Source organism: Campylobacter sp. (genome assembly GCF_019423325.1).
Classification (GTDB): Bacteria; Campylobacterota; Campylobacteria; order Campylobacterales; family Campylobacteraceae; genus Campylobacter_B.
This window is the reverse complement of record NZ_JAHZBQ010000002.1, coordinates 286,815-306,258: the sequence shown is the minus strand read 5'-3', so window position 1 is coordinate 306,258 and position 19,444 is coordinate 286,815. Positions and strand designations below refer to the sequence as shown.

General features: G+C 48.7%; 17 protein-coding genes. 14 read left to right on the top strand and 3 right to left on the bottom strand.

The genetic code is table 11. The features are described 5' to 3' along the window. The first annotated feature begins 1 nt into the window (after nucleotide 1). The 14 genes from QZ367_RS06480 to QZ367_RS06415 all read left to right on the top strand — a co-directional run bounded on the left by QZ367_RS06480 (nucleotide 2) and on the right by QZ367_RS06415 (nucleotide 14,743). Nucleotides 2-742 (top strand): hypothetical protein, encoded by a 741-nt coding sequence (locus QZ367_RS06480; protein WP_291938739.1) that lies wholly within the window; start codon nucleotides 2-4, stop codon nucleotides 740-742. Further along, the gene (locus QZ367_RS06475; protein ID WP_291938737.1) at nucleotides 739-1,926 is read left to right on the top strand and encodes a hypothetical protein; all 1,188 of its coding nucleotides are present in this window, start codon (nucleotides 739-741) and stop codon (nucleotides 1,924-1,926) included. The genes QZ367_RS06480 and QZ367_RS06475 overlap by 4 nt, the downstream gene beginning before the upstream one ends. Before the next feature lie 9 nt (nucleotides 1,927-1,935). Beyond that, nucleotides 1,936-2,565 (top strand): NAD(P)H-dependent oxidoreductase, encoded by a 630-nt coding sequence (locus QZ367_RS06470; RefSeq protein ID WP_291938735.1) that lies wholly within the window; start codon nucleotides 1,936-1,938, stop codon nucleotides 2,563-2,565. A gap of 193 nt (nucleotides 2,566-2,758) precedes the next feature. Further along, complete coding sequence (gene argH, locus QZ367_RS06465; protein WP_291939289.1) at nucleotides 2,759-4,132, top strand: argininosuccinate lyase; 1,374 nt, start codon at nucleotides 2,759-2,761, stop codon at nucleotides 4,130-4,132. A 50-nt stretch (nucleotides 4,133-4,182) separates the two neighbouring features. Continuing rightward, a complete protein-coding gene (locus tag QZ367_RS06460; RefSeq protein ID WP_291938733.1) occupies nucleotides 4,183-4,716 on the top strand; it encodes a hypothetical protein in 534 nt (177 codons plus the stop codon). 2 nt (nucleotides 4,717-4,718) lie between these two features. Then, the gene (locus QZ367_RS06455; RefSeq protein WP_291938731.1) at nucleotides 4,719-5,150 is read left to right on the top strand and encodes a hypothetical protein; all 432 of its coding nucleotides are present in this window, start codon (nucleotides 4,719-4,721) and stop codon (nucleotides 5,148-5,150) included. A gap of 227 nt (nucleotides 5,151-5,377) precedes the next feature. After that, nucleotides 5,378-6,010 carry a uroporphyrinogen-III synthase gene (locus QZ367_RS06450; RefSeq protein WP_291938729.1) on the top strand — a complete coding sequence of 211 codons (633 nt, stop codon included), beginning with the start codon at nucleotides 5,378-5,380 and terminating at the stop codon, nucleotides 6,008-6,010. Between the two features lie 243 nt (nucleotides 6,011-6,253). After that, nucleotides 6,254-7,510: a phosphoribosylamine--glycine ligase gene (gene purD / locus QZ367_RS06445; RefSeq protein WP_291938727.1), complete on the top strand. Its 1,257-nt coding sequence runs from the start codon at nucleotides 6,254-6,256 to the stop codon at nucleotides 7,508-7,510. After that, complete coding sequence (locus tag QZ367_RS06440) at nucleotides 7,507-7,944, top strand: RDD family protein (protein ID WP_291938725.1); 438 nt, start codon at nucleotides 7,507-7,509, stop codon at nucleotides 7,942-7,944. Before purD ends, QZ367_RS06440 begins: the two co-directional genes overlap by 4 nt. Continuing rightward, nucleotides 7,931-10,189: an LPS-assembly protein LptD gene (locus QZ367_RS06435; protein WP_291938723.1), complete on the top strand. Its 2,259-nt coding sequence runs from the start codon at nucleotides 7,931-7,933 to the stop codon at nucleotides 10,187-10,189. The genes QZ367_RS06440 and QZ367_RS06435 overlap by 14 nt, the downstream gene beginning before the upstream one ends. Continuing rightward, on the top strand, nucleotides 10,189-10,908 hold the full coding sequence (locus QZ367_RS06430) for a phosphoribosyltransferase family protein (RefSeq protein WP_291938721.1): 720 nt from the start codon (nucleotides 10,189-10,191) through the stop codon (nucleotides 10,906-10,908). Before QZ367_RS06435 ends, QZ367_RS06430 begins: the two co-directional genes overlap by 1 nt. After that, complete coding sequence (locus QZ367_RS06425; RefSeq protein ID WP_291938719.1) at nucleotides 10,892-13,006, top strand: polyribonucleotide nucleotidyltransferase; 2,115 nt, start codon at nucleotides 10,892-10,894, stop codon at nucleotides 13,004-13,006. Before QZ367_RS06430 ends, QZ367_RS06425 begins: the two co-directional genes overlap by 17 nt. 21 nt (nucleotides 13,007-13,027) lie before the next feature. Then, a complete protein-coding gene (locus QZ367_RS06420; protein ID WP_291938717.1) occupies nucleotides 13,028-13,882 on the top strand; it encodes a universal stress protein in 855 nt (284 codons plus the stop codon). Between the two features lie 402 nt (nucleotides 13,883-14,284). Further along, complete coding sequence (locus QZ367_RS06415) at nucleotides 14,285-14,743, top strand: hypothetical protein (protein ID WP_291938715.1); 459 nt, start codon at nucleotides 14,285-14,287, stop codon at nucleotides 14,741-14,743. Nucleotides 14,744-14,868: 125 nt separating this feature from the next. On the opposite strand, the gene QZ367_RS06410 is transcribed toward QZ367_RS06415, so the two are convergent. The 3 genes from QZ367_RS06410 to topA are packed head-to-tail and all read right to left on the bottom strand — an operon-like array spanning nucleotide 14,869 to nucleotide 19,441. Next, nucleotides 14,869-16,023 (bottom strand): cation:proton antiporter, encoded by a 1,155-nt coding sequence (locus QZ367_RS06410; protein WP_291938714.1) that lies wholly within the window; start codon nucleotides 16,021-16,023, stop codon nucleotides 14,869-14,871. Further along, nucleotides 16,005-17,213 carry a metallophosphoesterase family protein gene (locus tag QZ367_RS06405; protein WP_291938712.1) on the bottom strand — a complete coding sequence of 403 codons (1,209 nt, stop codon included), beginning with the start codon at nucleotides 17,211-17,213 and terminating at the stop codon, nucleotides 16,005-16,007. Before QZ367_RS06405 ends, QZ367_RS06410 begins: the two co-directional genes overlap by 19 nt. After that, complete coding sequence (gene topA, locus QZ367_RS06400; RefSeq protein WP_291938710.1) at nucleotides 17,210-19,441, bottom strand: type I DNA topoisomerase; 2,232 nt, start codon at nucleotides 19,439-19,441, stop codon at nucleotides 17,210-17,212. The genes QZ367_RS06405 and topA overlap by 4 nt, the downstream gene beginning before the upstream one ends. Nucleotides 19,442-19,444 lie beyond the last annotated feature (3 nt).

Below are 19,444 nucleotides of genomic sequence, written 5' to 3'. Positions count from 1 at the left end.
AATGTTTTTTAAAAAAAAGTCCAAGCGGGGCTTAAAAGGCGGTGCGCAGCGTACCTATGCGGACGGAGCGGGTTATACGGACACGCAAGGCAGATATTCAGACGCAGACCTTGACGAGGACGATTTTTTTGACGATGAAGAATTTTATAGCGATGAAAATTTTGGCGGAGGCTTTAGCGAGGTAGGGGCTGGCTTCCGGAAAAATCGCAACGGAGCTTCGCGCGGTATAGACGAAGCAGGTTCTGCCTCTGATGCCACAAGTGGTAACTCTAATTTAAGCGGCAAAAGCTCCGCTGCAAGCGGAAACTACGAAGGTAGCGCGCAAGCAGACGCGGGCTTTGCGGCTCAAAGTGCAGACTACAGCTCTCAAGGCACGGGCTTTGCGGCTCAAGACATAAATTCTGCCACGCAAGGATTTTCTTTTGCGCCGCAAAACGCAGATACTGTCGCTAAAAAAGCTTTAAAGAAGCATAAAAATTTAAAAGAACGGCTGAATTTTATCAATCCGTTTTCACCGCTTAAGCAGATTTTTGCAGCTCTTGCGCTGATCGTCTGCGTTGTTTTTGCAGGCATCTTCGTGGGTGACGTGCTATTTGGCAAGCGATCGTTTGAAGTGCTGCGCCAGCTGCAAAAAGAAAAGGCGTTTTTATTCACCGACGTCGAGCGGCTAAAAGAGGAAAACGCTGAGCTGCAAAAGCTTTATTTAGAGCGTCGCTCGCTCGATCCGGACCTTAAAAAATGAGAAAAATTTCTTTGCTAATTTTAGGTCTTTGTGCTTTTTTAAACGCAGAGAATTTAAATGGCGCAAATTCAAACGCTACGAAACCCAACATCGCCGCGGTAAAAGAGCAAAATTCTACCGATTTGGCGATTAAAGAGCCAAAAACAGGTGCTCAAAGCCCAAACGCTAAAAAGCAAGCTATAATGAGACCTGAAACATCTAAAAGCCCTACCGCAGCAATGCAAAAAAGCGCCGTAGAAGCGAATTCCAGCATTAAAGCAAGCGTCGCTAAAAAAGCCGTGAGCGCACAGCTCTCGCAGACCGAAAAAAAAGCTTCTGCGCCCCAAGCGGGCATTGGCGCTCCTTCGCAGGTCATTAAAATGGAGCTGAACTCTTCTGCGCAGCCTTCAGCTGCGACGCTTCCGCCTCCTGATGAGTTACCGATCGTGCCAGAAGTAAGCGAGCCAAATTCTACGATAGCGCAAAATTTCAAGGCGGCACAGAATTCTACAGCGCAAAATTCTACAGTGCAAAACTCCACTATGCAACAAAACGCGCAATCTGCTCCGCAAAATTCCAATCCGGCGCAAAGCTCCTCCGCCACGTCGCAAAATACTCCCGCGCCTAAAAATTTTACGCAGCAAACCTTTGCGCTTCCCTCCGACGCCCTTACGATCGAAAGCTTAATTGTGCGATATAGGGACGACGACGGGGTCCTGCACGAAAAGATCGTTGATGTCAATCGCTCGATTGATTGGCACGATGACTTCGTGCTAAGCGCTAGCGCCAAACCCGCGCTACATAGGGCACTGGACGTCTCGGTTACTTCGACTGATCCAAATTTACAAAAGCAGGCCTCGCAAAGTGGCATCACGCCTAGCTTCGCGCCGCGCCTGGAGCTACCGCTAGAGACGCTTAAATTTGACAATGGATTAAAATTTGTCATCCGCAAAGACAGCGTGCAGCTCATCACCGCAGACGATTTCAAAAGCTCTGACGCAAATGTTGGCACGCTTGAAGCGGAGTTTTGGCGCCAAGAGATCCCGCTTAGCGGTGCGAGCTTTGCTGTAAATATCGGCGGCTTTAGCGACATCAACGTCACCAAAGAGGACGGCTACTACCGTATCGGCGTGCGCTCGCGCGAGGGCAACCTCAGCATCAGACGCAAAGATGGCGGGTATTTGATCTACAAAAATTCTAATTAAGGAGAGACTATGACACATTTAGAGATTATGAAATTTCGCCACGCGTGCAAAATTTTTGACGAGAACAAAAAAATCGGCAAAGCCGATTTTGACGCCATTTTGCAGGCAGGCATCTTAGCACCTAGTTCTACGGGGCTAGAGCAATGGGACTTTTTAGTCGTGCAAAACGGCGCGCTGCGCGAACGGATCCGCGAAAAATCGTGGAATCAGCCGCAGATCACCTCTTGCTCACATCTGGTCGTGATTTTAGCAAAGATCAAGGACATAAAGCTAGGAAGTGATTATATCGAGCGAATGATTACGCGTAAAAAAGATGAAGCGCCCAAATATATCGGCGACAGGCATAAATTTTATCAAGATTTTTTAAGCGGTTATTTTCACAACGACGATGAGGAGCTATTTAATTGGTCGCACGCGCAGTGCATGTTCGCAGCACTTGCGATGATGAACGAGGCCGCAAGCCGCGGCATCGACAGCTGCCCGATGGAGGGCTTTGATCGCGCGGCGCTAAATGAAATTTTAGGCATTGATTGGAACGATCGCCGCGTGGCGCTGCTAGTGCCTTTCGGCTACCGCGTAAACCCGCAGCCGCAAAAGATCCGCCGCAGCATGGATGACGTAGTAAAGTGGATCGAATAAGCTGGCAAGCGCTTTTGAAGCGCTAAGCTTGAGGCGCAATAAATTCCAAAGTCTAGTGCAAAAACGTGGCACACGCGTTTTTTAGGAATTTACCGCGCTTTAGCCTTTTTTCTCGCCCACAAATCTTGTGCGGCGAGATTTAAAATTTTAAAAAATCACCGAAAATTTAAACGAAGGAGCGAGCGTGAAAAAAATGTGGGAGGGGCGCTTTAGCGAGGCGAGTTCGGCGCTTTTGGAGGAGTTTAACGCCTCGATCGGCTTTGATAGGGCGCTTTGGCAGGAGGATATCGCAGGCAGCAAGGCACATGCAAGAATGCTCGGCGCCTGCGGGATCTTAAAGCCTGACGAGAGCGAAAAGATCGTCGCAGGGCTTGACGCCGTGTTTGAAGAGATAAAAAGCGGAAAATTTGAGTTTAAAACCGCCGACGAGGACATCCATATGGCGGTCGAAAAGCGCCTAAGCGAGCTCATCGGAAGCGATCTTGGCGGCAGGCTGCACACCGCGCGCAGCAGAAACGATCAGGTCGCGCTTGATTTTCGCCTCTACGTGCTTAAAAGCGGTGCCGCGCTCGCCGAAAAAACTCGCGAGCTAGTCGCCGCGCTGCGAGATATCGCTAGCAAGCACGCGGACACGCTGATGCCCGGCTACACGCACCTTCAGCACGCTCAGCCCGTTAGCCTTGCCTATCATTTGCTTGCTTACGCGTTTATGTTTCGCCGCGACTATGAGCGCTTTACTAGCTCGCGCGAGCGAAACAACCTCTGTCCGCTGGGCTCTGCCGCGCTTGCGGGCACGCCGCACCCTATAAACCGCGAGCTGGTCGCGCAGCAGCTAGGCTTTGCGGGAGTGACGCCAAACGCGATGGATAGCGTCAGCGACCGCGATTTTGCGCTGGAGATTTTGTTTAACGTAAGCGTGCTGATGACGCATGCCTCCCGCCTGTGCGAGGAGCTCATCTTGTGGAGCTCGCAGGAGTTCGGATTTGTGACGATCAGCGACGCGTACAGCACGGGCAGCTCGATCATGCCGCAGAAGAAAAACCCCGACGTCGCCGAGCTAATCCGCGGCAAAACGGGGCGCGTAAACGGCAATCTCGTCGCGCTGCTAACGGTGATGAAGGGCTTGCCGCTAGCATACAACAAGGACATGCAGGAGGACAAGGAGGGCGTTTTTGATAGCGTCGCCGCCGCGCTTGCGAGCCTTGAAATTTTAAAACAGATGCTAAAAACGGCTAAATTTAACGAGCAAAATATGCTCGCGATGACCAGGCGCGGGCACCTGAGCGCGACCGATCTGGCTGATTATCTCGTGCGGGAGAAAAACGTGCCGTTTCGCCAGGCGCACTTCATCACGGGCAAGGCCGTGGCGTATGCGGAAAATTTAGGTCTAGATTTGAGCGAGCTAAACGCGCAGCAGCTTGCAAGCGTGGATGAAAGCTTGGACGCGGGTGCGGTTAAATTTCTTGATCTAAACGCCTCTAAAGAGGCGCGCAAGTCGCAAGGAGGCACGGCGAATGAGAGCGTTGCGGCGCAGATTGAAATTTTAAACGAGTGGCTGAAAATTTGAATTATTTTGCTTAAATATAGTAGTATAAAATTTTTATAAAAAGGTATCTGATGCTTGAGTATCTCAAAGCACATATAATTGCCATTATTATAGGCGTATCTGGTTCTTTATCAGCTATGGTTACTTTATTTGTTAATGTAGGCGACTTAATAAGTATTAAGTGGCTTATTTTGTTTATTTTCATTTTTCTAATCGTAGTCTCAATACTTGTTGGTTACTTGTATAATATGAGGCAGTATGTGACAGATTATAGCTTAATTAAAAAACTTAAACTTAGACCCTTACATAGAGAGGTGGATGGCAACGAGCTATTTTTAAATAAATCATCCATTAAATTAACCTATAATGATATTATAAGGCTTTACTTTATAGATAGTGAAAATATTGAGGTATTTGTCGGTATAGGCATTGTAAAATATGTACAGGGCAATGATAAGACATGCCATATTCAAATTTTGTATCGAATTGATAAACCTCTGCCAAAGCAGTATAATAGTAGTTTGTATTTTAGTTTACAACTCAAAGAAAGTGATATTGAAGAAGTGATATCGAAAAAATTTTTAAACTTACAAGGAGAAAATTAATAATGGAAGCACGAATTGTAAAAATAATAGATAGTCATAGAGTGGCCATAAACAAAGGCGATTTAGATGGTGTTAAAGTTGGAGATATATTTATTATTTTTGAAAAAGATGATGAAATCTTTGATCCTGACACAAACGAGAGCTTGGGAGTTTTGGAAATTCCAAAACTAAAAATGAAAGCTAGTAGTGTTCAAGATAGGTTATCTATACTGGAGAGTAATGAGGTAAAAATAATAAAACCTAGCACTAAAAAAACTATAACAAGAACATCTGATGGAAGAAACGCAAACACGATTGCTTATTGGCAAGATATTTATTTTGGAAAAAAATATCGAACCGAAGAAGAAATAGAAACTTCAGCACCCGAGAACAAGAGAGTTGAGATTCGAGAAAGAGGAATAACTGAAAAAGATTTTGCAAGGAAAATAAGTTGATTCGAAATTTTACCATTGTTAGGCAAAATTTTATTCTATTTTATGAAAAAATAATGAAGTAGAAAATCGGAGAATAATTATAAAAAAGAGGTTAGGAGGTAAAAGAAGCCTTTAATATATGAAACTAAGATATAAAAGCGCAAAAGTATCTTCAACCAAACGCTATAATTAACTTTTTAAAGATGGAAATATACTAGTTGTATAAAATTAAAATTAGAGGGGGCGTTTTGATATATTTGGTGTCTAATACGAGATTTGATCATCCGCAGGTGAGGCGGCTTGCGGTCTGCGAGATAAAATTTCTCAAATTTAGCCTACCTGCGCAGACGGGCGCGCTAATTTTTACATCCAAAAATGCGGTGGCGGCGATAAAATTTAATGAAATTTCACTTGATTTAGATACGCCCGTTTACGCTATCGGCGAGCCGTGTGCGGCGGCTGCGCGCGAGTTTGGATTTCGCGACATTTATACGGCGCAGCACGGGCACGGAAATGAGTTTGCCGAGGAGATCGCGCCGCTCTTGCAAGGCGCAGACGCGCTGTATCTGCGCGCGAGGCAGACGGTATCAAAGCTGGAGCAGATCCTGTCTAGCGCCGGCGTGCGGCTGCAAAGCATGATCGCCTACGAAAATTCCATTATCAGCCTGCCTGCCGCTGCAAAGCCGCCGCAAGGCAGCACACTGATTTTTACCTCGCCTAAAAACGTCCGCGGCTTTACCGCAAATTTCGGCTGGGACGAGAGCTACAAGGCGATCTGTATCGGTAGAACGACGGCGAGCGTTTTGAGCGAGTTTTGCGAGCCGATAATCTGCGAAAGAAGGTCGATAAAATCCTGCGTCGATCTGGCGCTTTTGCCATAGTTTAAGCAAATTTTGACTATAATTTTGCCCAAGCCTGGGTGAAGCGAGAGCGTTTTATATGAGGGTTCAACATATTTGTATAAGCGACGACGTGAGAGGTTCGTGTGACGCGGCTCGGCTCGAGCTTTTTTTAAAGTTACGGGTTGCGACCTAGAGATTTTTCCTAGTTGCAAGATTGGCTTTGTTTGAGCCGATTCTTTTTACGCAACGCTCACTTGGGTTTTTTACGTTACGGAGGCTTCATTGAATATCCTAATAATCGGCGGCGGCGGTAGAGAATACGCGATCGGGCTAAGACTTCGCGAGGATAAAAACGTTTTAAATCTGTATTTTGCTCCGGGAAACGGCGCTACAAAGGCGCTTGGTAAAAATTTAGATTTAAAAGATTTTAATGAGCTCGCGCTCTTTGCCAAAAACAACGACGTAGCCCTTACCGTCGTGGGCGCCGAAGAGCCTCTTACAAAAGGTATCGTGGATATTTTTAAAGCGCAAGGTCTCGCGATATTCGGCCCCAGCGCCGCTGCGGCGAAGCTTGAGGGCTCTAAAGCCTATATGAAGGACTTTCTAGCGCAAAATCATATCAAAACCGCAAAATTTCTAAGCAGCGACGATCTATCCGAAATTTCAAAATTTATAGACACCCTAAACGGCCGCGTCGTGGTCAAAGCGGACGGCCTGTGCGCGGGCAAGGGCGTCATCATCGCAAATTCCAAAGATGAAGCTAAAAAAGCCGCCGCGGATATGCTAAGCGGTGAAAGCTTCGGCGAAGCGGGTAAGCGCGTCGTCGTGGAGGAGTTTTTAGAGGGCTTCGAGCTGAGCTTTTTTGCGATCTGCGACGGGGAGAATTTCGTAAGTCTGCCCGTAGCGCAGGATCACAAAAAATTGCTTGACGGCGATCTAGGCCCAAATACCGGCGGCATGGGAGCTTATGCGCCAAGCCCGCTAGCGGATGCCGCGCTGATAAAAAGAGTGCAGAGCGAGATCGTAGCACCTACGCTAAAAGGGATGCGGCAGCAGGGCGCGCCCTTTTGCGGCGTGCTATTCGTGGGGCTTATGATCGTGGGCGGCGAGCCGTATGTACTGGAGTACAACGTCCGCTTAGGCGATCCGGAGTGCGAGGTTTTGATGCCGCTAATTGACGGAAATTTGAGCGAAATTTTATACAACGCCGCCGTAGGCAAGCTAAGCAGCATAAGCTTAAAAGAGCGATTTGCGGTGGGCGTCGTGATGGCTAGCGAGCGCTACCCTTACGGCTCTTCGCAGCCTGAGCCGATCAAGACGGGCGAAATTCCTGCGGGCGCACATATCTGCTACGCAGGCGTGAGTGAGCGAGAGGGGCGGATTTACGCTAGCGGCGGGCGCGTTTTGGTAGGCGTGGGCGTCGCGCAGAGCCTAAAGCAGGCGCGCGATGCGGCTTACGCGCTGTGCGAAAATATAAAATTTAGCGGCGCGCAGTATAGGCGCGATATCGCGTACCAAGCCTTAAGAGATAAAATTTGATCATCGCTCCGCTTAGCAAGCGCGTAATTGCGTTTAGTATTGACGAAGCGGTGAGCGTAACGCTTTTTGTGGTTGTGCTATTTGCCATCGACGAGCCAGAGCTTGTCGCAGCGGCGCAGAGCGGAAGTAATTTTGAGGTACAAAAGATCGCGTCAAAATTCATTTTGCATTACGCGATAATAAAATTTTTATATCAGGCGATTTTTGTCTATCTATACGGCGCGACGCTAGGCAAGCTTGCGGTTAAAATTTATTGCGTCCGCGCTGACGGCAGCTCTATGGATATCGCTACTGCAGCGATCCGCGCGGCGGTTAGGTTGATAAGCGAGATGATCTTTTATATGGGATTTTTGGTGGCGCTTTTTACGAACTCGCGTCAGAGCCTGCATGATATGGCGGCGAAAACATTGGTGGTAGAGATTGAAAAAGAGTAAAAAATTTAAAATTCTAGCGCTTAGTTTTAGCGCTCTTTTAGCAAGTAGTGCGAGCGCAAAGGTCCAAGACGTCGAGCTCATAGCAGATAATGTCGAGAAAAACGGCTTTTTGACGGAGGCTAGTGGCAACGTAACGGTGTATTCACAGGACTACTTTATCACCGCCGATCACGCTACATACGACGAGCAAAACGGCATCATCGAGCTTTTTGGTAATGTCAATGCGATGCGCGGCAGCAGCGAAACCACCCGCGCCGAATATATCAAAATCGATCTGAAAAACGATAAGCAGCAAGCCGACGTAAATTTTATGATGGACAAGGACTCCGAGCTTTGGATGCAAAACGACGCCAGCTGCAGCGATAGCGAGTATTACCGCGTGGAGGGCTCTAGCGTATCTAGCTGCAACGTTACCGATCCTGATTGGCGCATCAAATTTAGTAGCGGCATGCTCAATAAAGAGAGCAAATTCCTCCATCTTTTTAATCCGAGATTTTACGTGGGCGACGTGCCGGTGCTCTATTTGCCGTATTTCGGCTTCCCGACCGACCGCACGCGCCGCACGGGCCTACTGCCTCCAGAGGCCGGCTACATCAGCAAGGAGGGGATTTACTACAAGCAACCGATCTATTTTGCGCCTTACGATAGCTGGGATTTTCAGCTCGATCCGCAGGTGCGCACGCGCAGGGGCTTTGGCGTATACGGGACATTTCGATTTACGGAGTCTCCGTATTCTTACGGCGAGATTAGAGGCGGAGTTTTCGATAACTTTTCGCGAGCGCAAAAACGCCTCGAATACAAAAACGAGCGTCACCACGGCTTTGAGGTGCAATACGATCGCAGCAAGCTTGCGACCTATCTGCTAGACGGCGATCTGCGCGAAAATTTATGGATCGACTTTACTCAGTTAAACGACCTTGAATACTACGATCTGAAGGAAAAGGGAGGTCTTGGCAACGATGCGGATAACTCGCTCGTAACTTCACGGCTGAATTATTATTTGACCTCAGACGAGCACTATTTTGGCGCTTACGGACGATACTACATCGATACAAGCAAGCTAAACGCCGATAATACCTTCCGCAACGAAGATACCGTCCAAGAGCTTCCGACGCTTCAATATCATAAATTTAGCAATGATTTGGGACTGCCAAATTTGATCTATTCGCTTGATGCAAAAGCGCGTAATTACACCAGATGGGAGGGCGCGACTGCTCGCCAATATGAGTTTGACGTACCGATTAGTATAAGCACGCCACTACTGGCGGATTATTTAAATTTCGCCTTTACCGAGCGAGTGTATATGACTAATATCGATTGGCACGATAAATTCTACTACGCAAACGGCGATCTTGGCGAGGATAAAAGCACTTTCTACGCTAATCAATACACCGAGCTTTCACTCTACACCGACGTAGCCAGGGCTTACGATAGCTTGTATCACACTATGAGCTGGAGAGCGGATTTTAGAATTCCCGGATGGCAGCAAGGCGACATCGAGGATAGAATTTTAAAGTATCATCAGTATAAATACGACCTTGCTCGCGGCGCAGTAGACCGCTCGCGGCTAGGTAACTTGCAAGACTCGCTTTATTGGGAGGATAACTTCTTGAGCGAGCTTAGCGACGAATACACCCACGAAAATGCAGCTTTAAGTATGACGCAGTTTTTTTATAATGAAGACGGACGTAAATTTTTACGCCATAGCGTCAAGCAGCGATATGACTTCGACGATCACGAGTTCGATGATTTAGAACACCGCATCGATGCGTATTTTGCAAATGGACTAAATATCGGGAACCGCTTTACCTACTCACATAAATATAAAAGCTTTGATAAAGTCTATACCTATGCCAACTACTCCAACGACGACTTTAGCTTTGGACTTAGTCACGCTTACGAATATGAAAAACTTAGCATGGAGCCTAAACGCTATACGAAAGATAACTACGGCATCGTAAATGCTTCGGTAAATTTGCCTAGGAATAATAAAATTTTTGGGCGTTGGGATTACGACTTGGAGCGATCTTATTCTAAAATGTGGCGCGTGGGATTTTCTCATACGCGCAAGTGTTGGAATTACTCTTTTGTGTATCAAGAGGATATCGAGCCTAAAAATACTAGTACGACGGGCTACAGCAAAGCAAGCAAGGAGCGCGGAATTTACTTTCTCGTAAATTTCTATCCGTTCGGCGGAGTAGGGTATGATTTTTCAGTAGATAGCGAATACGGAAGCGAAAAATAATGACGCCTAGAGCCGAGCTGATGTTTGAAAACCAAATCGACGCCGCGATGAAACTCGCAGAGATTTTACCCGCCACCGTGATCAAAAACGAAAATTTTCTAATAATCGCTCAGTCTTTGGAGTCGCTTCCTATCGCAAACCATCTTGCTCTAAAGCTGGGGCTTGCTTATGAGTTTTTATTTACTGAGCCCGTTTTAGCGCCAAATAATCCTGAATGTGCGATCGCGTGCGTAAGCGAAACCCAAGAGATCGTGATGGTGGATGAGCTCGTGCGAAGCTTCGGCATCAGCCTGGATTACGTTTACGGGCAGGCGAACAGACTTTATGAGGAGAAAATTTTAAAAAACATGTATAAATTTCGCAAGGGCGAGCTTTTGGGAAATTTAGAGAAAAAAAACGTCATCTTGGTAGATGAGGGGTGTGAGAGCGGGCTGACCGCACTTACTTGCATAAAGACGCTCGTAAGCTTAAACGCCAAAGCGATCTTTTACGCCACGCCCATTATCGGCAGCGATAATGCAGACGAGATCGCCATGCTAGTAGATGGAATTTATGCCGTTCACAAGATCAGAGATTTTGTGAATGTGGATTTTTATTACAAAGAAAAAACGCTCTCAAGCGCGGAGGAGATAATGCAAATTTTAAACAAATGCCCGCTTTATCTGCCGTTTCACGAGACTAACAAAAACAAGGAGAAAATTAATGCAGTGCAAAATTGAAGTAAATGGCAATACCGAAATTTTCGATATCAATAAGGTCGCAAAGCAAGCCGCGGGTGCGGCGCTTTTGCGCGTAAAAAATACCGTCGTGCTCGCTACCGTAGCGCGAGAAGAGACGCAGGTGCAGGAGGACTTTTTGCCCCTTACCGTGCAATATATCGAAAAGATGTACGCAGCGGGCAGAATCCCCGGAGGCTACATCAAGCGCGAGACCAAGCCAGGCGATTTTGAGACGCTTACCAGCCGCATCATAGATCGCTCGCTGCGCCCGCTCTTTCCAAAGGGATATGCGTATCCGACGCAGATCGTAGTTTATGTGCTATCGGCGGACCCCGAGGTCGATCTGCAAGTCGTCGCTCTTAATGCGGCGTCCGCGGCGCTGTATCTTAGCGACATCCCGATTAAGGCGCCCGTTTGCGGCGTGCGCATAGGCTATCAAAACGGAAATTTCATCTTAAATCCGAGCAACTCCGCGCTTAAAGCTAGCGTGCTCGATCTTTACGTAGCCGGCGTCGGCGATGAGCTTTTGATGATCGAGATGCGCTCCTTGCCGCAGATTAGAGGCGGTGCACAGCAGATGAATGAATTTAGCGAAGATCTGATGGTAGATGCGATCGATTTTGCCGCAAAGGCGATAAGTGCGGGTTCAACCGCCTATGAAGAGGCTTTTTTGCCGCTTAAAAAGCCGGATGCGAGCCTAGAGTACAAGCCTGAGATCGAGGATGAGGATATCGCGGATTTTATCGACGCAAACTACAAAGACGCCGTCAAAGCGGCGATCAATCAGATGGCAAAGAGCGAACGCGCTACCGAACTAAACAAAATCGTGGATCAAATTTTAACCACCGAGGCCGCGGCGCAAAACGAATGGAGCAAAGAGACGGTCTCCAGTGTCATCGGCAAGTATAAGCGCGGCATCATCCGCACGCAGATCATCGAAGATCGCCGCAGAGCCGACGGACGCGCGCTTGATGAGGTGCGCCCGATCAGTATCGAGACAAATATCCTACCGTGCGCGCATGGAAGCTGCCTGTTTACGCGCGGGCAGACGCAGGCTTTGGTCGTCACTACGCTAGGCGGCGATAGCGACGCGCAGCTAAGCGACAGCCTAACGCAGCTTGAGCCGATCAGCGATAGATTTATGTTTAACTACAACTTCCCAGGCTTTTGCGTCGGCGAAGCAAGTCCGCTCAAAAGCCCCGGCAGACGCGAGCTGGGACATGGAAATTTAGCCAAAAGAGCGCTATATCCAAGCATCGATCTAAACTCGCCGCAGTCCATCCGCGTAGTGAGCGAAATTTTAGAGAGCAACGGCTCAAGCTCGATGGCTTCTGTCTGCGGCGGCGCACTTTCTCTCCGAGCAGCGGGCGTACCTACGCTAAAGCTCGTTGCGGGCGTTGCGATGGGCTTAATTTTTGAGGGCGACAAGCATGCCGTGCTAACCGACATAATGGGGCTTGAGGATCACGACGGAGATATGGATTTTAAGGTCGCGGGCACCTATGAGGGCATCACCGCGCTTCAGATGGATATCAAGCTCGGCGGCATCAGCCTGGAGGTTTTAAAAGAGGCTCTAGCGCAGGCAAAGCAGGCTCGCGCGCATATTTTGGGCTTGATGGAGAAGGCGGATACGGCGATCGTTATAAACGAGGATGTGCTTCCGAAGCTTGAAATTTTTAGCGTCGAGGCAAGCAAAATCCCCGACATCATCGGCCAAGGCGGCAAGGTCATCAAAGAGATCACCGAAAGCTTCGGCGTAAATATCGATCTGGATCGAGAAAAGGGTGAGGTCAAGATTCAAGGCCCCAAAGCTAGCAGTGTATCGGGCGCAAAAGAGAAAATTTTATCGATAGTTTCAAATTCTCGCGATTTTCGTAAGCCGCGCGGTGAACGCAAAGAGGTAAAATTTCAAATCGGCGAGGAGTTTGACGGCGTGGTGCAAAGCGTGCTGGATTTCGGCACCTTTATCTCGCTGCGAGACGGCGTGGACGGACTGCTGCGCGCTAAATTTATCACGACGCCTTACAAGGCGGGCGATGTGGTGCGAGTGCGCGTGACCGAGCAGAAAGGCTCTAAAATTTCACTGGAATTAGCTTAAAATTTTAATAGGAGCGTAAAGATGCAGCTTAAAAAGATATTTTTCCCTATCGGCGGCGGCGAGGAGCTGGCAGAGCGCATACACGGAGCGCTGCTAGTGAATAAATTTTTCGGCACGCACATCAACATAATGGCGTGCCAGCTCGATCCTAAGATGATCTACAACGTCCGTATGACGCTAAAAGGCGGCGTGCTGATGGAGGAGTTTTTAAAATCCGCGGGCGATGAGATGAGAGCCGAGCGCGAGGTGATCAAAGCGATCTTCGACGCTGAATGCGCCAAGCTGGGCCTAGATCAAAGCGACGACGATCACGTCCCAAATAGCGCCGCTTTGAGGCATATGGTAGGCATCCGTTCCGAGCTGGTCGAGAAATACTCCAAATATTGCGATTTGGTGCTGGTCTCCGTGCCGCCTACTGGCTCTATCACCGGCACGTTTGAGGCTGCGGTTACCAAAAGCGGCAAGCCTTGCATCGTCATACCGCGCAAGCTGCAGGAGTTTAGGGCGGATAAAATTTTAGTTTCGCTTACCGGCACTGCGGCGTCTGCAAGGGCGCTCGATAATTGGCTAGAGCTTTTACAGCGCGCCAAATCCGTCACCGTCATCACCGCAAACCACTACCTTCAAGATGATCTTGCCGAAACGAAGCGCCGCATAAGCGACTATCTAGCCTTGCATGACGTTAAAATCGATGTTTTTGAGGCGTTAAACGCCGAGGGCAAGATCCCGGGACAGGTGCTACTAGAGTATGCAGACGCGGGCGATTTCGACCTCATAGTCGCGGGCTTGCACTCGGACAGCGGCATAAAGGAGATATTCCTAGGCGGCGCGTCGAAATACTTCCTACAAAAGACGAAAATTCCAGTCTTAATGTAGCTTGAAGCCTAGACGCCGTGTCGCGGTACGCTGCCCGCACCGCGTCTAAGCTTAAATCGGCTTTTAAGCGCCGCAAGCTAAAGCTTAAATTTTAATCAGCTCGCTTTGGTTTTGCTAGCCCGTCCATAAATCGTGCAGTTATGCCATTTTGCGGATGGGTTGCGATTAATTTTTATCGCTAGCTTTGCTAACAAGTCGCTTTTGCTTTGCCGCGGCTAGCGAAAGCAAATATATACGCGCCGAGCAGAGTTAGCGGTCGCGGCAAGCGCGCCGGCCTATTTTTGAGTGCGGCGAGTTTAGAATTTCCATGCTTGCCGTTTTCGGCTACGTCGCGAAATTTTGCATAAATTTGCACTTGAAATTTCTGTTTGCACGCTAAATTTTAAATTCCAAGGAGCGCAGATGGCGTTTGAAAATGCAATCATCACTAAAGAGGATGATGAGAAGTATGGATTGAGTGAAATTTACTACAAATATAATCCATACTATGAGACTTTTATTAATGAGTTGCGATGGACTATTGATCGAGATGCGGATTGTTGGCTATGGAAAATTTATAGTTTTCCTGATCCAGATTATGACCATGGCACTGATTCTAAAGGAATTTGGATTTTATATTATAATGGTGAAGTTATTGAAGTCACCCTTGATTATGATATCGACGAAGCATTGAGACCCGAAGAATTCCATAGAATTTGGAAACTGCTCAATTTAAATCCAAAGCAAACATCTCTTTTGTCAGCAAGCGATATAATGAAGCTGTTGAATGTAATATTAAAAGCGTATGGTTATTCTACTCGGGAACAAATCCCAAACTACACTATGGAACTACAAGACTTAACCAATCGCAGTGCAAAATAGAGCTTTAAATTTAACTCCATCTTAATCCTGCATAAAACCAAATTTTATAAAATTCTAGAATTTCGCAGAATTTTAAAATTTTAAAATTCCAAAATCCTATAATTCCAAAATTTTAAAACCCCGTCCTAAAATTTCTTGTAAATAAAATTTATCAAAATCATCGACGCAAGCGCCTCTATTAGCGAGGCGATGATCATCGCGAAGTATATCTCTTGCGAGATCGCGGCGGTGGAGTAAAAAAGCGTCGCCGTGGCGATGACGAGGGTTAACGGCATAGATAGCGATAGCGCGAAAAGCACCGCGCCTTTGCGCCCCAGAGTGCTTAAAAACGTAGCGCTCGCAAGCAGCCTGATGCCAAACATCAGCGCCGCTAGGCTTACGGCAAAGCTCATCACTCCGGGCATAAGGAGCGCTTCTAGCTTGATCACGGCTCCGGTGTGTATGAAAAATATCGGCACCAAAAAGCCAAAGCCGAACGACGATAGTTTCTCGATGAGGTCGTCCTTGTGAGAGAAAAAGGTCGGCAGAAAGGTGCCTGCGATGAAGGCGCCGATGACGACCTCAAGCCCCAAAAGCATCACTCCGGCGCAGATGAGGCAAAACAGCGCCATCGCAAATCGCACGTCCTTTTCGTTTTTGTCGTATTTGGGCATGATGACCGTTTTTAGCGCGGGGAACCACCAAAATAAAATTTCAAGCCCTTTAAAAACCGCCAAGGCTGCCACGGAAAAGCCCAAAAGCGCGCCGATATGAAGCGCCATCTCCACGCCGAAGCCGTTTTTAAGGTAGATGCCGCCCACTGTGAGGGCGGCGATGCTGATGAGCTCGCCGATCACGCCCGCGGGCATCGCGAGATTGAGCCACGCTTGATCCTTGCCGTATTCCTTATACAGCGCCGAAAGCAGCCCGACGCTCATCAGAGGTGCGGCGATGATAAGCATCTGCGGCAGTTCAAACACCCAAACCGCAAGCGCGCTTAGGATATAAAGTAGCGCCAAAAAGATTAGGATTAGCCGCAAAATTTTGCGCGGCATCGCAAGCAGCGCGCGGAAATCCACCTCGCAGCCCGCCAAAAACATAAGGTAGCAAAAGCCGATCTGAGCGGCTAGATCGAAGGTCGCGCTTGGCGGCAAAAGCCCTAAATTTGCGGCTATGATGCCAAGCATGATCTCCATAGGCGAGAGCGGAATTCTAGCTAGGCTAGCCAAAAAGGGCGAAGCAAAGATCAAAAACGATAGCGCGATTAGGACGTAAATTTCATTCATAGTTTTATCTCGCATTCGCGCCATTTTAGGGCTTTCTCGGGTGCGGCACAGACGCGAAATACGCGGAATTTCCCGCCTTGCGTTACGACGTAAGCAAACTCGAAAAGTCGCTTTTTACGCCCGCAAATCTCGCCCGGATTTAGCACGAGCGCGCCGTTTTTATCCACCGCCGCGGCGAAATAGTGGGTGTGGCCATAAATTTTGATAGTTGAAATTTTATCCGCGCCACATCCGCACGGGCTCCGATTTTTACTTTCACCGCCTGCATTGGGGTAAGAATTCGCGGTCAAATTTGAGCCCAAGCTCAGCGCGGCTAAATTTACGCATGAGTTTGGTGTGGATAAATTCGCGCTTAAACTCGCCGTTAAATTTACTGCGCGATCCGCACCCGAGCTTGCTTTAGAGCTTATATCTGGACTCGTATTAGCGGCTAAATTCGCGCTTACATTTGAGTTTAAATTTGCGTTCGAGCTCGAGGCTGAGTTTGCGTCCAGACTTAAGTCTAAATTTGCGTTTGAGTTCACATCCGCGCCCGCATTCAAGCCCAAGCTCACATTTAGACTTACGGATTGCCTGCTTTTGAAATTCGCGCTCGTGTTATGCGCGTTTTTGAAATTTTCGTCTGCACCGCGCGCGCCGTTTAAAATTTCATCAACGTCCGCAGCATTAAAATTTGCGTCTAAATTTGCCGAGCAAGCCGCCGTTTTAGAATTTGAGATTAAAATTTCCGCGCGATCTGCTCTGCAGTTTGAGCCTAAATTCGTGTCGCGGCTTACTTCATCGCTAAAGTCCAAATTTTTGACTAGGTCTGCGCCGAATTCCTTGCGAAAATTTGCCGCGCGATCCGCACCCGTGCCTAAATCCGCGTTTAAATTTAACTCGTCTGCTTCATTTTGCGCCGCGGGCTCCTCGTCAAATAGATAAAACGGATGGTGCATTATTTTTAGTCGCAGCCCGGCAAACTCCGTGCAAAAGGGCTCATCGTACAGGTTGAACTCATTTTTAAACTCAGCAAGCGCCTCGTCGTTGTTCCCTAAAACCGCGAAGTAGGGCTTGCCGCTTTGCCGCAAAAGCCGCAGCGTCTCGCTTGCGACGATGCCCTCTGCATGCACGAGCAGATCCGCTCCGCGCGCGAGCAGCCACTCTATGGCGCTTGCAGCGACCTCCGTTTCGCGATGTGAGTCCGAGATGACGCCTATTATCAATCGATCTCTTCTTTAAGCTTGCACTGTGGGCACTCGGCGAAGTTGCCTTTTTTCAGCTCTTTGCGGAGCATGTATGAGTTGCCGCACTGCGGGCATGCGCGCGCAATCGGCGCGTAGTTGCTCACAAAGCCGCATTTTGGGTAGTTTGTGCAGCCGTAAAATTTGCCGCGTCTGGAGAAGCGCTCTACGATCTCGCCCGTGCCGCAGCTCGGGCACTTAACGCCCGTGGAGACGAGCGGCTTTTTCTCCTTTGCTGCGCCCTCGATTTTGCGCGAGTATTTGCACTTCGGATAGCCCTCGCAAGCGATAAACTCGCCGTATCTGCCCCTGCGCTTGATCAAATTTTTACCGCACTGCGGGCATTTCTCATCTAGCACTTCGGGCGCCGCCTTTTCCTCGCTCGCCCCTTCGGCGCTAGCGTCCGCGTTGCGGGAGTATTTGCACTTCGGATAGTTCGAGCAAGCGATGAACTCGCCGAATCTGCCCTGCCTCTTAAGTAGCTCGCCGCCGCAGTTCGGGCATGCTTCGCCGATCTTTTCGGCTAGCTTTTGGCTTGCGATCGAGGTTTTTCCTTTGGCGATCTCGTCCATAAAAGGGTAGTAAAAATCCGCTAAAATTTGCTGCCAGTCCGCTTTGTTTTCGGCGATGTCGTCGAGTTTTTCCTCCATTTTGGAGGTAAACTCGCTATCGACGATGTTTTTAAAATTTTGCTCCAGCATCTCGGTGATCTTGAAGGCGATCTCGCTCGGCACCAGGTGCTTTTGCTCGATATTTACGTAGTTGCGCGCCGTAAGCAGCGAGACGGTAGGCGCATAGGTCGAGGGCCTGCCGATGCCGAGGCTTTCGAGCTTTTTGATGAGGCTTGCTTCCGAATAGCGCGCCGGCGGCTCGGTGAAGTGCTGTTGCGAGCTTAGGCTTTGCAGGCTCATCGCGTCGCCGGTATCGAAGTTCGGTAAAATTTTATCCTTATCCAGATCGCCGTAAGCCTTGTAAAATCCGTCAAATTCCACTTTACGTCCGCTGATCTTAAACGCGCCCTCTTCGCCGCGCACGATGATCGTTTGGATCTGCGAGACGCTAGGGCTCATCTGCGAGGCTATGAAGCGGTTGTAGATGAGCGCGTAGAGGCGGTATTCGTCGCGAGGCAGGATTTTTTGCGCGAGCTCGGGGGTAAACTTTAGATCGGTGGGTCGTATCGCTTCGTGCGCCTCCTGTGCGCCTTTGCTCTTGGTGGCGTATAAATTCGCGCTTTTGGGCAGATATTTTTCGCCGAAGTGCTCCTCTATGAGCTCGCGAGCCGCCGCGATCGCTTCTTTAGCGATATTTAGCGAGTCGGTTCGCATGTAGGTAATCGCGCCGCCGTTTTTGGTATTAACCCCCTCGTAAAGGCTCTGCGCGAGGCTCATCGTCTTTCGCGGATTAAAGCCCAGAGCCGTGCTCGCCGCCTGCTGCAGCGTCGAGGTCATAAACGGTGGGTAGGGGTTTGTTTTGCGCGATTTGCTCTCGATACTCTCTACGCTAAATCTGTCTTTTTGCAGCGTCAGGACGATCTCGCTAGCCTGCGCCGCGTTTTTGACCGAGAGCTTTTCCATCTTTTTACCGCGAAATTCTACGAACTCGGCTTCCAAGTCCTTTTTAAAAACCGCGTCGATGCTGTGAAATTCTACCGGTTTAAAATTTAAAATTTCGCGCTCGCGATCGACGACGATTTTAAGCGCGGCGCTTTGGACGCGACCTGCACTCAAGCCGCGCTGGATCTTTAAATTTAAAAGCGGACTTAGCTTGTAGCCCACGATGCGATCGAGCAGGCGGCGCGCTTGTTGGGCGTTTACGCTTGCGATATTGAGCTTGCGCGGCGAGCTTAGCGCGTTTGAGATCGCGCTTTTGGTGATCTCGTGAAATACGATGCGCGGCAGATCCTCCGCCTGCTTGCCGATCGAAGCTGCGATATGATAGGCGATCGCCTCGCCCTCGCGATCCTCGTCCGTAGCGAGATAAATTTGATCCGCCTTTTTAGTCAGCGTCTTTATCTGCTTTACGATCTGATCGTGATCGGCGCTGATTTCGTATTCGGGCTCGAAGCTTTTATCTTTGATTTTAATGCCGAATTTTTTCTGCGGCAGATCGCGGATATGTCCTTTTGAAGCGACGACGTCGTAGTCATCGCCTAAGAATTTTTTAATCGTTTTGGCTTTTGCGGGGGATTCTACGATGATTAAATTTTTCATTGT

Excerpts from the sequence above, each read along its gene's own strand:
- QZ367_RS06480 (WP_291938739.1), top strand. The coding sequence starts at position 2 with ATGTTTTTTAAAAAAAAGTCCAAGCGGGGCTTAAAAGGCGGTGCGCAG.
- QZ367_RS06475 (WP_291938737.1), top strand. The coding sequence starts at position 739 with ATGAGAAAAATTTCTTTGCTAATTTTAGGTCTTTGTGCTTTTTTAAAC.
- QZ367_RS06470 (WP_291938735.1), top strand. The coding sequence starts at position 1,936 with ATGACACATTTAGAGATTATGAAATTTCGCCACGCGTGCAAAATTTTT.
- argH (WP_291939289.1), top strand. The coding sequence starts at position 2,759 with ATGTGGGAGGGGCGCTTTAGCGAGGCGAGTTCGGCGCTTTTGGAGGAG.
- QZ367_RS06460 (WP_291938733.1), top strand. The coding sequence starts at position 4,183 with ATGCTTGAGTATCTCAAAGCACATATAATTGCCATTATTATAGGCGTA.
- QZ367_RS06455 (WP_291938731.1), top strand. The coding sequence starts at position 4,719 with ATGGAAGCACGAATTGTAAAAATAATAGATAGTCATAGAGTGGCCATA.
- QZ367_RS06430 (WP_291938721.1), top strand. The coding sequence starts at position 10,189 with ATGACGCCTAGAGCCGAGCTGATGTTTGAAAACCAAATCGACGCCGCG.
- QZ367_RS06425 (WP_291938719.1), top strand. The coding sequence starts at position 10,892 with ATGCAGTGCAAAATTGAAGTAAATGGCAATACCGAAATTTTCGATATC.
- QZ367_RS06420 (WP_291938717.1), top strand. The coding sequence starts at position 13,028 with ATGCAGCTTAAAAAGATATTTTTCCCTATCGGCGGCGGCGAGGAGCTG.
- QZ367_RS06415 (WP_291938715.1), top strand. The coding sequence starts at position 14,285 with ATGGCGTTTGAAAATGCAATCATCACTAAAGAGGATGATGAGAAGTAT.
- QZ367_RS06410 (WP_291938714.1), bottom strand. The coding sequence starts at position 16,023 with ATGCGAGATAAAACTATGAATGAAATTTACGTCCTAATCGCGCTATCG.
- topA (WP_291938710.1), bottom strand. The coding sequence starts at position 19,441 with ATGAAAAATTTAATCATCGTAGAATCCCCCGCAAAAGCCAAAACGATT.